This is a genomic window from Salegentibacter sp. (assembly GCF_036568425.1).
Lineage (GTDB): Bacteria > Bacteroidota > Bacteroidia > Flavobacteriales > Flavobacteriaceae > Salegentibacter.
On the sequence record NZ_DATCSO010000082.1, the window covers coordinates 38,427 to 51,321 of the forward strand.

Here is a 12,895-nt window from a genome sequence, read left to right on the forward strand (position 1 = left end):
GCCACCATGGATTCTCAAGGGTTCAGGAGATCAATAATCCCTGAACCAATTTTTTAAAGCATTTACTCCTGTGCTGATCATTACGTAAATCTGTCTTTAAAATTGAATTTCAAATACCAAACAAACTACAGTCAATTTTAAAGTAACCAAGGCTAAAACAAGAAACTCAATCCCTTGCAGCTTTAGCTTTCTCCTATTTTCTGTTTCAGGTATATTTATGACAAGAAATTCCTGTACATATTTTTTTTGTACATTTAATTATATTTAGTATCAACTTATAGGTTTGCATCCTTATGAAAAAAATACTCGTTCCCACAGATTTTTCAGATCAAGCGGAAAATGCACTTAAGGTAGCGGCCCAGCTTGCGCGTAAATTCGATAGTGAAATTTATCTTTTGCATATGCTGGAATTACCTTTACAGCTTATAGACCCTGTTCAGGGAAGCAATGCACACAACCTTCCTGAGTCAATATTTTTTATGAAACTCGCACATCAGCGATTTTCAAAATTAATGGCGAAACCCTATCTGAAAGATCTAAAAGTAAAGGAAACGGTATTATTCCACCAGGCTTTTGATGGCATAAAGGAGGTGAGCGAGGAAAGACAATGCGACCTTATAGTGATGGGATCACATGGGGCAAGTGGCTTCAAGGAAATGTTTATTGGTAGTAATACTGAAAAAGTCGTTCGATCTTCCACAATCCCGGTATTGGTCATAAAAAAGGATCAACCAGAATTTAATATAAAAGATTTTGTCTTTGCCACAGATGCCAATGAAGCCAACCGCCATACTCTGAAACACGCTGACGAAATCGCCAAAAAACTTTCAGCTAACCTGCACCTATTGTTTATAAACACACCAAATAATTTTATAACCAGCACGGAAGCTTATGAAATGTTGGAAAGATTTATCACAGGCTCTCAGGTAGATGGAGATAAAATAAAATTACATGTATATAGCGACACCAGTGTAGAAAAAGGGATTCTGAATTTTGCCCGTAATTTGGATGCAGGATTAATAGGAATAAGCACCCACGGTCGAAAAGGTATCGCACATTTCTTTAACGGAAGTATAAGTGAAGATCTGGTAAACCACGCTAACCGTCCGGTTGTTACATTCAGGATTTAAAAGAAGGATTTCAGGGCCCCGGCACGTATCATTTTCCATAGATAATTCCAGAAAGAACGCGTTTTATCCCGGGTGACTTCAATTTGTTTCTGCCGTACATCATCAGAAATTGCATCATTATTCATTATAAGATTTGCAAGGGCAGACAAAACCTTGTTTTTACGCTTACCATCTTCCCGAAGAACTTCTACCTTAAAATCTTTATACACCAACTTCATATCCCCTAAAGCTTCCGTATGATTTCCTGAAAAATTAAAGGCCATATCTTCTATTACCCCTTTAGCCAAGACGTTCATTGCTGGTTTCATAAACCGATTCATCGCTTCTTCAGAAATTCTATCCATATTCCCCGAAATATTAAATCGGTCATTTTTATTTCGAATATTAAATTCCCAATTCACGTTAAGATTTGCTTCCTGCATAAACATGGTTTTCACATCAACTACGGTAGGTTTAAAATCTTTAGCCTGCATATTTTTATTAGACAAGTTATAAATACTGGCATTAAGCTTACTGAAATCCACCTCTCCGGGAGACCTGTCTGCATCTATTAACTCTTCATATTTAATATAGGAATCACTAAGCCTAATAGTATCCAACTTTAAAATGACCGGAAGCTCCCTGATCATTTCACTATACATTTTTTTTTGCCGGGTATCATCGGGCTGTAATTTATCCCTGTAGACCTCAAGGTTTGCGTTTTTAATTTCTGTTAGCGGACTCTCTATTGAAAGGCTATCATTTTTAAACATCCAGTTTAAATTACTAAAACTCACTTCTTCAATTACTAATTCGTAACGATCAAGTTCGTAAGGTATATGCTTCTGAAATTCCTGTTTCCCATATACCGGAATAATTCTGAAATCTTTTAACATCAAAGTATCTTCCTCAACATTTAAATTCCCCGTACTTATATGTCTGGCATCTAGTTTATAAAAAAAGGAATCTACTTTTAAAGCATAATCACTATAATTAAAAGGAATTGTGTTATCCACACTGCTGGAATCCAATTGAAATTCAAGAATCTTAAAATGACTGAATTTCGCATACAAAGAATTCTCTGCGGAATCATTTTCCACTATGGTCAGATCTCCATTTCTCACCTGAAATTTATCTATTAATATACTCTTCTTAAACCCCTTTGAAGTGGAGTCCGGACTAGTTTTTGATTTTTTGCTTTTATTATATACGAAACTGGGGCCATCCAGTCTAAAACTTCCAATTTCTATCTCTTTTTCTGTAAAATATTTAAACACCCCAATATTATTAAGACTAAGTTTTTCTGCCTTAAAGCTTTTCCCATTCATGGAAAGAGAAGGAGATTTAAGGGTAGCCTTCCTGTTAAGAAGATTTATATCAAGTTCTTCATAGGTTAAGTTAATTTGCGAGATTGCATCTTCAATTTCTTTTTTTAGTTTTTCTTCTGCAAAATTATTCAACGCAAATAAAATGAGAGCCAGTAGTATAATTCCAGTAATGATGTAGAGAAGTATCTTTGTGGTTTTTTTCAAAATCCTAAATTTATTTAAGTCAATTTACAAATCTAAAGGACCACTCCTGAAGCGTTTAAGAGATTTTAACTTAAAAAATTAACCGCCACATTTCTACATAGTTAAATTTAAGTCAAACATTTATAAACTGAATCTTGGAGGGATTTTTGGTTATATCTTTGGACCAAATTAATAAGAAAAAATGTTTTTAAAATTCAGTGTGAAAATATTATTCATAGCTATAGAAATCTTTCTGGCGTTCTATAGCCTGGCAATTAGCGACAGTTTGTTGGTTAAGTTTCTGTTCTTTGCCGTAACCGCACTGATTGTAGCTTTTGGTATTACCAAATTAATTACTAAACTACTCCCTATAGATAAGGATTATACTTCTCCCGACCTGGAAAAGGAAGAAGATTAAAATCTGGCGACAGCGATTTTTGAGGGAAGTGAAGATGAGGAACCTTTGTTGAGAAATCGTTGTTACAGAGAAATCCGGTGAAAAAATCACCGGATTTTTTTATCTTTTAAATTTTTAAAACACTTCCTCATAAATGAAGCTGGTATGCATTGGCGACACCCATAATAAACACCGGGAAATTAAGATCCCTATTGGCGATGTGTTAATCCATGTGGGAGATCTCACCGAAGCCGGCACTAAACACGAAACCCTGGATTTTTTAGAATGGTTTTCAGAGCAACCCCATAAGCACAAAATCTTTATAGGGGGGAATCATGACTTTTTCCTGGAAAAATCAGGTATATCTGAGTTTCCTGAAATTCCCACCAATGTTTTCTATCTTGAAGATAATGCAGTGGAAATCGAGGGAGTAAAATTTTGGGGATCTCCCGTAACCCCCGGTGATGGCTCCTGGGCATTTCATCGTGAACGCGGAAAACAAATACGTTCCCACTGGAATAAGATTCCGGGAGACACCCGGGTATTAATCACCCATACCCCACCTTACAGCATTAAAGACAGGCTTAGTAACAAACGCCATGTTGGCTGCGAAGAGCTTTTTAAGCGAGTCAAACAATTACAGCCTCCTTATCATATTTTTGGACATATACACAACACCTATGGTAAGACCAGGATTTCTCCTACCACTTATATAAATGCATCCAGCCTGGACGATCGTTATCGCCTACTCCATTCTCCGATAATACTTGAAGTTTAAAAGTAGTTAATAAAGTTTTCTATATAATCCTGTAAGATTAATCTTACTTTATGCACCCCCAACACTTAAGAATTTTCAAAATTGTTTAATATGGGAGTTAAACTTTTATTAATCAAAACACTATTAGATTTTTTTTAACAGCAATTAACCAGGCTAATACTAATTTAGCGGGTGTAGAATAAAATTTACTAACCAAAACAACCATTCTTAATTATGAACACGATTACGCCGCCAAGTCACATTATTGATGAAGTTAAGAATTTGATTACTTACAGTATTTCCAACCCCGACATTGAAATGACTAATTTCAATACTATGCATCGGGCCATTATTAAAAAATATTTTGAGGCCAAGAACGTAAAGATTGATTATGCCCAACAAACGGTGGAAATGCAAATTCCCGTTGGAGAAAGGCAATATACCAGCATCACTTTTGAATGCCAGAATCTTCAGCGCTTTCTAAAATCCTGCATAAGGAAGGATGAAAAAAGTCTGGTATTTTACCAGAGCCTGCTTACGCACTACAATGTTACGCACGCGGCATAAGACTAAAACAGAAAAACACAAACCAAAGAACAAAGCTGCCGGCTCAAGCCCGCAGCTTTTTGTTTATGATTCATTTATAAAATAAATCCTTTCAGGCTTAGTTACATATTTTTAATTAATTTTGAATCCCCTAAATCAGGAGCCATTATGAAGAAAAAAGAGAAGGAAACTAATCAACCCCAACAGGATTTCATTTTTGGTAAGAAAAATTATACCTATATGTTCATTGGTCTGGCAGTGATTGCCCTGGGATTCATTTTAATGTCTGGCGGGGGAAGCGAAGATCCCAATCAATTTAATGATGCTATTTATAATTTCAGGCGTATACGACTTGCTCCTACTTTGGTTCTTTTAGGCTTTGGAATTGAAGTATATGCTATTTTATTGAATCCTCACAAAAAATAATTACCCTTGAACGAATTTGATGCTGCTATCCTTGGAGTAATCCAGGGGCTTACAGAATTTTTACCGGTTTCCTCCAGTGGGCACCTTGAACTGGGAAAAGCGATTTTAGGCGATACCAGTGTTCCTGAAGAATCACTTTTATTTACGGTAGTCTTACATTTTGCTACGGCGCTAAGCACCCTGGTCGTATTTAGGAAAGATGTAGCAGAAATATTTCACGGACTTTTCCAGTTTAAATGGAATGAAGAAACCGAGTTTTCAGTAAAAATTATTATCTCCATGATCCCCGCCTCTTTCATCGGGTTTTATTTTGAAGATGAGCTGGAATCTCTCTTTGGAGGAAACGTATTGTTTGTTGGATTTATGCTCATAATTACCGCACTCCTACTTTGGCTGGCAGATAAGGCTAAAAATACCCAGAAAAAAGTAAACTTCTCTAATGCCTTTGTAATTGGTGTTTCCCAAGCAATATCAATCCTTCCCGGTATTTCACGCAGTGGTGCAACTATTTCAACTTCGGTACTACTGGGTAACGATAAAACAAAAGCTGCACGTTTTTCATTCCTAATGGTGGTTCCCCTAATTGTAGGTAAAATTGTTAAAGATCTATTAGATGGAAACCTTGCGGAAAGTACCACAGAGGCTTCTGTACTTATTGTTGGGTTTATAGCAGCTTTTATTGCAGGACTGGTAGCATGCACCTGGATGATTACTTTGGTTAAAAAAAGTAAACTTTCCTATTTCGCCATTTATTGTTTTGTGGTAGGTGTAGCAGCAATTATCTTCGGATATTATAATTATTAAATGGAACAAAAACAGTTCACCGCAGAAGACTTTAAAACGGGCCAGGTCCTTTTATTCGACAAGCCCATGCAATGGACCTCTTTCCAACTTGTAAATAAAGTACGTTGGCTTATAAGAAAAAGTTGTGGAATAAAAAAGATTAAGGTTGGCCACGCCGGAACACTTGATCCTCTTGCCAGCGGACTCCTGATTATTTGCACGGGGAAATTCACTAAAAAAATTCAGGAACTCCAGGGCCAGGAAAAAGAATATACCGGGACTATAAGTCTGGGCTCTACAACTCCTTCTTATGATCTTGAGACCGAAATCGATCAGGAGTTTCCCGTAGATCATATCACCGAAAAAAACCTTAACCAGGCAGTTTCAAAATTTACGGGAGAGTTTGAACAAATGCCACCGGTATTTTCAGCTTTAAAGAAAGAGGGTAAAAGGCTTTATGAATTTGCGAGGAAAGGGGAAGAAGTAAAAATCAATACCAGAAAGGTAGAAATTAGCGAATTTGAGATTGATTCAAACAGGTTCCCCGAAATAGATTTTAAAGTGGTTTGCAGCAAAGGAACATACATCCGTAGTCTTGCTTATGACTTTGGGAAGGCACTCAATAGTGGAGCTCACCTTTCAGCATTAAAGCGAACCCGAATTGGAGAATATAGACTTGAAAATTCCTTCAGTGTAGAATCCTTTCAGAATTTCTTACCTTCACGGGAAAACTAATTAGCAGGAAGTTTTATCCTGGTTTTGGCACATTTATCAAAATGTCTTTACCAAGGAAATTGCCGCATAGCTGAAATAAAAACTTTCCAGCCGAGTTTTATATACGATGGATTTTTTTGACCGACATAAAGCCCTGATTATAACTATTCTGTTTTGTTCGGTGGTGGTACTGTCTCTGCATATTTTCACATTATCTCAAAACCAAAAACAAATAAATGAGATGATAGTTGACCTGGATAGTTTTGAGTCCCTGGAGGAAGAAACACCTGAACCTGAAGAGGAAACCCCAGAACCCCAAAAATCCATAAGCCAAAAAACCCATCGCGCTTTTGACGAAAACCAGGAAGCACGACAGGAAAACTTTGAGCGGGAATTAGAGGAAATATTTGAGAAAAACAGCGCTCAAAGTGAGAAAGCTTCAGAGAATGAAAATGAAACCAAAAACGGGGAATATAACTTTCAAAAGTCATCTCAAAAAAAACAGCAGGCTTCTCATGGAAATGAAGCTTCGCAAAAAATTTCAACGCAGGCCGGGAGCCTAAGAAATAGCTCAATTTCATTTTCTTTAAAAGGGCGTAATGCTATAAATATCCCTAATCCTGTCTATACTTGTGATCGGGCCGGCAAAGTGGTAATTAATATTCGTGTTGATTCGGGGGGTAGGGTTTTGGAGACTTCGGTTAACAAAGCGAGTTCTACTACCTCAAATCAATGTTTAATCGACAACGCCCTGCTATACGCTGCTGATGCCACATTTAGTGAACTACCCGGCAGAGATAATCAACCAGGAACAATAACTTATGAATTCCAGCCTTAAGAGAAAAAAACACCGCTGTGGATGGTGCGAAGGCGATCCTTTGTACGAAGCCTATCACGATACAGAATGGGGTGTTCCCGTATACGATGACCAAAGGATTTTTGAATTTTTAATTCTGGAAACCTTTCAGGCAGGTTTAAGCTGGATTACGGTGCTTCGGAAAAGAGAAAATTTCCGCGAGGCTTTTGATGATTTCGATTATAAAAAGATGGCTGTTTATTCTGAAGAAAAAATCCAGGAACTCCTCGCCAATCCCGGGATCATCCGGAATAAACTCAAAGTGCGCTCAGCAGTAAATAACGCCCAGGCCTTTATAAAAATTAAGGAAGAATTTGGAAGCTTTAGCAAATACATCTGGAGTTTTGTAAATGGACAACCTATTCAGAATAATGTAGAAAATTATAAAGAAGCTCCGGCTACTACTAAAATAAGTGACAAACTAAGCAAAGATCTCAAAAAAAGGGGATTTAAATTTGTTGGTTCTACCGTGGTTTACGCACATATGCAAGCTACCGGAATGGTAAACGACCACGAAATTAAGTGCTTCAGATATAAAGAAATACATCCCGATTTATAGATTAAGGTCACTTTCGGTACCCTCCATTTTTGAGCTTTCCGTACCCATTAATTTATCCCAAAAAGTAAAATATAAGCCATAGTTGGTATTAAATTCGGCGTGATGATAATGGTGGTGAGTGGCTCCTATAAATAATTTACCAAACCAGCTTTTCTGAAAACCGGTTGGGTAGACCTCAATATCCAAATGATTAATAACACTGCTGAGGGTCATTAAAAGCAGGTAAAATATCAGAACATAGATATTAACCGGAATAATTAGCAGGATTAACGGCAGGATAATAGCTTCCAGCAAACTCTCCCAGGGATGAAAAGAAAATGCCGTCCAGGGGGTGGGTGTTAAACTATCGTGGTGAACCTTATGTACTGTTTTATAAATGCGGGGATGGTGCATCCATCTGTGCACCCAATAATAATAAGTTTCATGAATTAGCAGGATTAAGATGAGGCTTACCGGTAAATACCAGTAACCAAATGCATCGGGCGCAAGGTAAATTGCAGTATGATCTTTTGTCCATAACCAATACAGGATTGTTCCTGCCAGGGCAAAGATTAGTGAAGCTTTTATACTCCAAATGATTTCATTTTTTAACTGAGCTTTTTTAGCACCCCGTCTACTTAGCTTCTTTGCATGGAATTTTTCATAATACCAGACATAATAATAGTAATAAAAAATTCCTGCAGCTAGAAAATACCTGAAGAGAATGGCAAAAAAGAAAATTGCCAGATATAAAAAAAATACAGTGCCTGAATTAATTTCGGGAAACATAACTTACTTACTAAGTTTTAAATTTACATAATTCGATCTTTATTTTCACCGATTAACTAATCACGTTAAAAATCTAATTCACTCCAGAAATTTCAGGAATTCCTTTCTCGGAATTTCTTCAGCTCCAAGGCTGGCGAGGTGTTCGGTATAAATCTGGCAATCAATAAGTTTAACCCCTTCTTTTCTCAGTTTTTCTACCAACTTTATAAATCCGAATTTCGAGGCGTTGTTCACTCTTGCGAACATACTCTCTCCGCAGAAAACTTTTTTTTCCTTTAGATATATTCCGTAAAGTCCACCCACAAGTTTTCCATCCTTCCAAACCTCTACAGATTGTGCTATATTCAGTTCATACAATTTTTGATACTGGGCTTTTATTTCCTCTGTAATCCAGGTACCAACCTGCCCAGGACGTTCTATGTTAGCACATTGTTCCAAAACGCCGGCGAAGTCCTCATTATAAGTGATTTTGAAAACATCTTTTTTTAGAAGCTGTTTCATACTCTTTGAAACTTTAAGCCTGTTTGGAAAAAGCACCATCCTTGGATCAGGGCTCCACCATAAAACCGGCTGGCTATTATCAAACCAGGGAAAAATTCCCTGATTATATGCTGCTATGAGACTCTGAACATTAAGATCACCCCCAACGGCCAGTAAACCTTGTTCATCAGCATATTCTACCGGAGGAAAAGGATCGCCGCTTTTAAGAAAAATCAACTGACTTTATTTTAATGGTTAAAAAAAAGCCCGATAGAAATACTACCGGACTTGTAAATTATGAATTTCTTAGATCTTTTCAGTATTAAAACGGCAGGTCGTCGTGATCTTCTTCATTGAAGTCACTTGCCGGCTCAAACTGGTCTGGCGGTGGTACATCGTTACTACCGGGTTGTTGTGCCTGAAGATTCTCAATTCTCCAACCTTGTATGGAATTGAAATACTTGGTTTCTCCCTGCGGACTAACCCATTCCCTCCCGCGTAGGTTAATTCCTACTTTTACAGGTTGTCCAACCTGATAATTATTTAAGAGCTCGGTTTTATCTTGAACAAACTCGATCATTATATGTTGTGGGTACTGCTCCTCTGTAGTTACCACCATCTCTCTTTTTCTAAAACCATTATTTCCAAAAGTTTTAGTCTCCCCAATAAGTTTAATTTTTCCTTGTACTTCCATAAATCTTTATTTTGCTAATAGTATTTTCCAGGCTGTTTCGGGTTTTTCCTGTTTCAGGATTTCCTGAGCCTTTAAATGAATTTTATTTATATCTCTGCTTTTAATAAGCTTTGCAATTTCTGAATTTTCATTCAAATAATCCTGAATTTCTTCTTCCCTAGGTAAACGCTCCACATTCCCCAGTTTTCCAAGATCGTTTCCGGTAAGCACCTTACTATTCCTGATTTCAGCAGAAATTGAATCTACACCAATCCCTAAGGTAGAAAGCGGTTTGGGCACTTCAAACATCCCCATATTAGCACGAGTATACCAATTACCGCCCATACGCGCTACCTGGTCAATCTTATGTTGATCTATAAAGCCTTTTTCATCAAGGATTTCTTCCTTAATATGCATTTTAAGCACTTCACATATAATCAAATTACCGGCTCCACCTTCCTGGCCGAGTTCTACCACTTCTTTCACTTTGCATTCAAACTGCACAGGAGATTCAGCAACACGAAAAGGCTTAACAAGCTCCGATTTCAACATGCTAAGACCAGCTTTCTCAAACTCATTAACACCTTCGGCATATTCGGAGCTTGAAAGAGACATTTGTTGTACCATATCAAAATTCACGATATTAATTACAACTTCTTTATTAGCTTTGGCATTGTTATATGTATGCTTAACCGTATTATCTCTGCCACGTCTTGCAGGAGAGAAAATAAGGGTAGGCGGATTAGAACCAAAAACATTAAAAAAGCTAAAGGGCGACAAGTTAGGTCTACCTTGTGAATCCAGCGTGCTGGCAAAAGCAATAGGTCTTGGCCCCACAGCCCCCAATAGATACTGATGCAATTTACCTGTACTAAGCTCCCCGGGAGTTATACTTACCATTCTTTGATTTTTGACAAAGGTAACGAAACCCATAAGGAATGAAAAGAGCTACAGGGCAATAAAATATATTTAAAAACGCTTATCTTTAAAATATAAAACCTGTTAGACTGCATGAATTTTCCCAATGAGCGAAATTTTAACCGCTGGTTTATAGTAATATCCTGTTTGGTAGTGGTCGCTCTGGTTCTGTGGAACACCTCTATTTTTTTTCAAAGTCTTAAAGAAGATGAACGTGCCAAGATGAATATCTGGGCAAAGGCTCAGCAGGAACTTGACAATGCCACGGCCGACTCAGAGATTGATCTAATCCTGGAAATTCTTAACAATAACACCAGTATTCCTATTATTCATACTTACGCGAACGGGCAGGTCGCTTATACCACAAATATAGATCCTTCAATTACCCAGAACGAAAAGAGATTAAAAAAATACCTCAACCGTATTAAGGATGAAAATGAACCAATTGTTATCAATCTTGGAGAAGGGCAGGAACAATATATTTTCTACGGAAATTCCCCGGCTTTGAATAAGCTAAAATATTATCCTATTGGGCTCACCCTTATCGGGTTTCTGTTTGTGGGGGTAGTTTATTTCTTCTACACTACCACAAAATCAAGTGAACAGAATAAACTCTGGGCCGGAATGGCGAAAGAAACAGCACATCAAATAGGCACCCCGCTTTCCTCATTGATAGGATGGACAGAGATCCTGAAGGATGAAAAAGTTAAGCCTTCTTATATCGAAGAAATGGAAAAGGATATAGACCGCCTGAAAACCATCACAGAGCGTTTTTCCAAGATCGGTTCGGCTCCCTTACTAACCAAAACAGATATAGTAGAGGAAACCCATAATACATTTGATTACCTAAAGACCCGAAGTTCAAACCTGATTGATTTTCAATTAATCGTCCCGGAAGAATCGATTTATGTACACCTCAACCATCAACTCTTTAGCTGGACCATAGAAAACCTCGTGAAAAATGCCATAGATGCTATGCGGGGCAAAGGCAGGCTAACTATAGAAATAAAACAAGACAATACCTGGGCTTATATTAATATTAAAGATACCGGAAAAGGAGTCGAAAAAAACAAGTTCAAACTCATCTTCGAACCCGGGCATACCACTAAAAAAAGAGGCTGGGGATTAGGCCTTTCACTCGCAAAAAGAATTATAGAAGAGTATCACCGTGGAAGAATTAAAGTAGCTCATAGTGAGATTAGCAAAGGTACTACCTTCAGAATCTCTCTAAGAAAAGTTTAATCTTCAATTGCCTAAACTATTCTAAGCCTCCTTTTAAACATTTAAAGATTTACGTGAATAGACTCCGCTAATTTCTTAAACTCTTCATCGCTCATTTTAACACTATTTGAAAAATCCATGTCTTTCATAGAATTTAACGGAATAAGGTGCACGTGTGCATGCGGTACTTCCAGGCCAACTACTGCCATTCCTACTCGCTTACAAGGAACAGTTTTCTCCAGAGCTATAGCTACCTTTCTGGAAAAACGCATTAACTCCTGATAAACCTCCTCCTCCAGGTCAAAAATCTTATTCACTTCTTTCTTAGGGATACAAAGTGTATGGCCTTTGGCATTGGGGTTGATGTCGAGAAAAGCAAGAAACTGACTGTCTTCTGCGATCTTATAAGATGGGACTTCTCCCTGGGCAATTTTACTGAAAAGTGTGGCCATGACTTTGTTTTTTGTTAGTTTACTTAAAGATAAAATCCTTTTCTATCTTCCTGAGTTAAGGAATTGGAAAAGGATTTTACTTATTTGTTAAATAACGGTTTATTCTCTCCAGATCTCGAGAACTTCAAATTCCATCTTTCCGCTTGGCACATCAATTTCTGCCTTTTCTCCCACCTTTTTACCTAACAAACCTTTTCCTATGGGGGAATCTACCGAAATTTTCCCCGATTTAAGATCGGCTTCGCTTTGGGCAACAAGTTTATATTTCATTTCTGAACCATTCCCCAGATTTTTAATCCGAACGAAGGAATGCACCAAAACCTTCGAAGTGTCGAGCTGAGATTCGTCTATAACGCGCGCATTAGCGACAATTTCTTCCATTTTGGAGATCTTCATCTCCAGCATTCCCTGAGCCTCCTTGGCCGCATCATATTCAGCGTTTTCACTAAGGTCTCCTTTATCACGGGCTTCAGCAATAGCTTCAGAAGCTTTTGGCCGCTCAATGTCTCGCAGCTGATTTAATTCATCTTTCAACTTTTTAAGGCCCTCTGCAGTATAATAAGATACTTTGCTCATAACTTCCACGTTTATATAAATAGAAAAAATCCCATAGCACGACGGGATTTGTTTAACAAATATAATAAATTTAAGCTTTGAAAGCAATTATATTCTTTTAGCCAGAAATGCCTGTTTTATGAAAAAAATACTTGTCGGTTTAATCATTT

17 protein-coding genes are annotated in these 12,895 nt (G+C 37.5%); 10 read left to right on the forward strand and 7 right to left on the reverse strand.

What is annotated here, in order from left to right; genetic code table 11:
- Window positions 1-293 precede the first annotated feature (293 nt).
- On the forward strand, window positions 294-1,130 hold the full coding sequence (locus VIM94_RS08285) for a universal stress protein (protein WP_332038826.1): 837 nt from the start codon (window positions 294-296) through the stop codon (window positions 1,128-1,130).
- Here the strand turns inward: VIM94_RS08285 and VIM94_RS08290 are convergent.
- On the reverse strand, window positions 1,127-2,641 hold the full coding sequence (locus VIM94_RS08290) for a hypothetical protein (protein ID WP_332038827.1): 1,515 nt from the start codon (window positions 2,639-2,641) through the stop codon (window positions 1,127-1,129). The two genes, VIM94_RS08285 and VIM94_RS08290, sit on opposite strands and share 4 nt — an antisense overlap.
- A gap of 199 nt (window positions 2,642-2,840) precedes the next feature.
- Here VIM94_RS08290 and VIM94_RS08295 point away from each other — a divergent pair, with 199 nt between their 5' ends.
- From VIM94_RS08295 to VIM94_RS08330, 8 genes are all read left to right on the forward strand, one after another.
- Window positions 2,841-3,038 carry a hypothetical protein gene (locus VIM94_RS08295; RefSeq protein WP_332038828.1) on the forward strand — a complete coding sequence of 66 codons (198 nt, stop codon included), beginning with the start codon at window positions 2,841-2,843 and terminating at the stop codon, window positions 3,036-3,038.
- 133 nt (window positions 3,039-3,171) lie between these two features.
- Window positions 3,172-3,795, forward strand: a complete 624-nt coding sequence (locus tag VIM94_RS08300) for a metallophosphatase domain-containing protein (protein WP_332038829.1) — start codon at window positions 3,172-3,174, stop codon at window positions 3,793-3,795.
- 213 nt (window positions 3,796-4,008) lie between these two features.
- Window positions 4,009-4,341 (forward strand): hypothetical protein, encoded by a 333-nt coding sequence (locus VIM94_RS08305; protein WP_332038830.1) that lies wholly within the window; start codon window positions 4,009-4,011, stop codon window positions 4,339-4,341.
- Between the two features lie 147 nt (window positions 4,342-4,488).
- A complete protein-coding gene (locus VIM94_RS08310) occupies window positions 4,489-4,746 on the forward strand; it encodes a DUF3098 domain-containing protein (RefSeq protein WP_332038831.1) in 258 nt (85 codons plus the stop codon).
- Between the two features lie 6 nt (window positions 4,747-4,752).
- On the forward strand, window positions 4,753-5,550 hold the full coding sequence (locus tag VIM94_RS08315; protein ID WP_332038832.1) for an undecaprenyl-diphosphate phosphatase: 798 nt from the start codon (window positions 4,753-4,755) through the stop codon (window positions 5,548-5,550).
- The gene (gene truB / locus VIM94_RS08320) at window positions 5,551-6,264 is read left to right on the forward strand and encodes a tRNA pseudouridine(55) synthase TruB (protein ID WP_332038833.1); all 714 of its coding nucleotides are present in this window, start codon (window positions 5,551-5,553) and stop codon (window positions 6,262-6,264) included.
- 220 nt (window positions 6,265-6,484) lie between these two features.
- A complete protein-coding gene (locus VIM94_RS08325) occupies window positions 6,485-7,081 on the forward strand; it encodes a hypothetical protein (protein WP_332038834.1) in 597 nt (198 codons plus the stop codon).
- A complete protein-coding gene (locus VIM94_RS08330) occupies window positions 7,065-7,658 on the forward strand; it encodes a DNA-3-methyladenine glycosylase I (protein WP_332038835.1) in 594 nt (197 codons plus the stop codon). The genes VIM94_RS08325 and VIM94_RS08330 overlap by 17 nt, the downstream gene beginning before the upstream one ends.
- Here the strand turns inward: VIM94_RS08330 and VIM94_RS08335 are convergent.
- From VIM94_RS08335 to VIM94_RS08350, 4 genes are all read right to left on the reverse strand, one after another.
- Window positions 7,653-8,426 (reverse strand): sterol desaturase family protein, encoded by a 774-nt coding sequence (locus tag VIM94_RS08335; protein ID WP_332038836.1) that lies wholly within the window; start codon window positions 8,424-8,426, stop codon window positions 7,653-7,655. The two genes, VIM94_RS08330 and VIM94_RS08335, sit on opposite strands and share 6 nt — an antisense overlap.
- A gap of 78 nt (window positions 8,427-8,504) precedes the next feature.
- Complete coding sequence (aat, locus tag VIM94_RS08340) at window positions 8,505-9,143, reverse strand: leucyl/phenylalanyl-tRNA--protein transferase (protein WP_332038837.1); 639 nt, start codon at window positions 9,141-9,143, stop codon at window positions 8,505-8,507.
- Between the two features lie 85 nt (window positions 9,144-9,228).
- Window positions 9,229-9,600, reverse strand: coding sequence for a DUF3127 domain-containing protein (locus tag VIM94_RS08345; RefSeq protein ID WP_332038838.1), 372 nt, complete (start codon window positions 9,598-9,600; stop codon window positions 9,229-9,231).
- A 6-nt stretch (window positions 9,601-9,606) separates the two neighbouring features.
- A complete protein-coding gene (locus VIM94_RS08350; RefSeq protein ID WP_332038839.1) occupies window positions 9,607-10,479 on the reverse strand; it encodes a flavin reductase family protein in 873 nt (290 codons plus the stop codon).
- A gap of 111 nt (window positions 10,480-10,590) precedes the next feature.
- Between VIM94_RS08350 and VIM94_RS08355 the strand changes: the two genes are divergently transcribed.
- Window positions 10,591-11,739, forward strand: a complete 1,149-nt coding sequence (locus tag VIM94_RS08355) for a HAMP domain-containing sensor histidine kinase (protein WP_332038840.1) — start codon at window positions 10,591-10,593, stop codon at window positions 11,737-11,739.
- 41 nt (window positions 11,740-11,780) lie between these two features.
- Here VIM94_RS08355 and VIM94_RS08360 read toward each other — a convergent pair whose 3' ends face one another.
- Both VIM94_RS08360 and greA read right to left on the reverse strand, forming a co-directional pair.
- Entirely contained in the window at window positions 11,781-12,170 is a 390-nt protein-coding gene (locus VIM94_RS08360; protein WP_332038841.1) for an HIT family protein, read from the reverse strand.
- A gap of 99 nt (window positions 12,171-12,269) precedes the next feature.
- Window positions 12,270-12,746 (reverse strand): transcription elongation factor GreA, encoded by a 477-nt coding sequence (gene greA / locus VIM94_RS08365; RefSeq protein ID WP_332038842.1) that lies wholly within the window; start codon window positions 12,744-12,746, stop codon window positions 12,270-12,272.
- Between the last annotated feature and the right edge of the window lie 149 nt (window positions 12,747-12,895).

Coding starts and splice junctions, on each gene's coding strand:
- VIM94_RS08285 (WP_332038826.1), top strand. CDS start 294: ATGAAAAAAATACTCGTTCCCACAGATTTTTCAGATCAAGCGGAAAAT.
- greA (WP_332038842.1), bottom strand. CDS start 12,746: ATGAGCAAAGTATCTTATTATACTGCAGAGGGCCTTAAAAAGTTGAAA.
- VIM94_RS08330 (WP_332038835.1), top strand. CDS start 7,065: ATGAATTCCAGCCTTAAGAGAAAAAAACACCGCTGTGGATGGTGCGAA.
- VIM94_RS08300 (WP_332038829.1), top strand. CDS start 3,172: ATGAAGCTGGTATGCATTGGCGACACCCATAATAAACACCGGGAAATT.
- VIM94_RS08335 (WP_332038836.1), bottom strand. CDS start 8,426: ATGTTTCCCGAAATTAATTCAGGCACTGTATTTTTTTTATATCTGGCA.
- VIM94_RS08310 (WP_332038831.1), top strand. CDS start 4,489: ATGAAGAAAAAAGAGAAGGAAACTAATCAACCCCAACAGGATTTCATT.
- VIM94_RS08355 (WP_332038840.1), top strand. CDS start 10,591: ATGAATTTTCCCAATGAGCGAAATTTTAACCGCTGGTTTATAGTAATA.
- VIM94_RS08360 (WP_332038841.1), bottom strand. CDS start 12,170: ATGGCCACACTTTTCAGTAAAATTGCCCAGGGAGAAGTCCCATCTTAT.
- VIM94_RS08305 (WP_332038830.1), top strand. CDS start 4,009: ATGAACACGATTACGCCGCCAAGTCACATTATTGATGAAGTTAAGAAT.
- truB (WP_332038833.1), top strand. CDS start 5,551: ATGGAACAAAAACAGTTCACCGCAGAAGACTTTAAAACGGGCCAGGTC.
- VIM94_RS08345 (WP_332038838.1), bottom strand. CDS start 9,600: ATGGAAGTACAAGGAAAAATTAAACTTATTGGGGAGACTAAAACTTTT.
- VIM94_RS08325 (WP_332038834.1), top strand. CDS start 6,485: ATGATAGTTGACCTGGATAGTTTTGAGTCCCTGGAGGAAGAAACACCT.
- VIM94_RS08350 (WP_332038839.1), bottom strand. CDS start 10,479: ATGGTAAGTATAACTCCCGGGGAGCTTAGTACAGGTAAATTGCATCAG.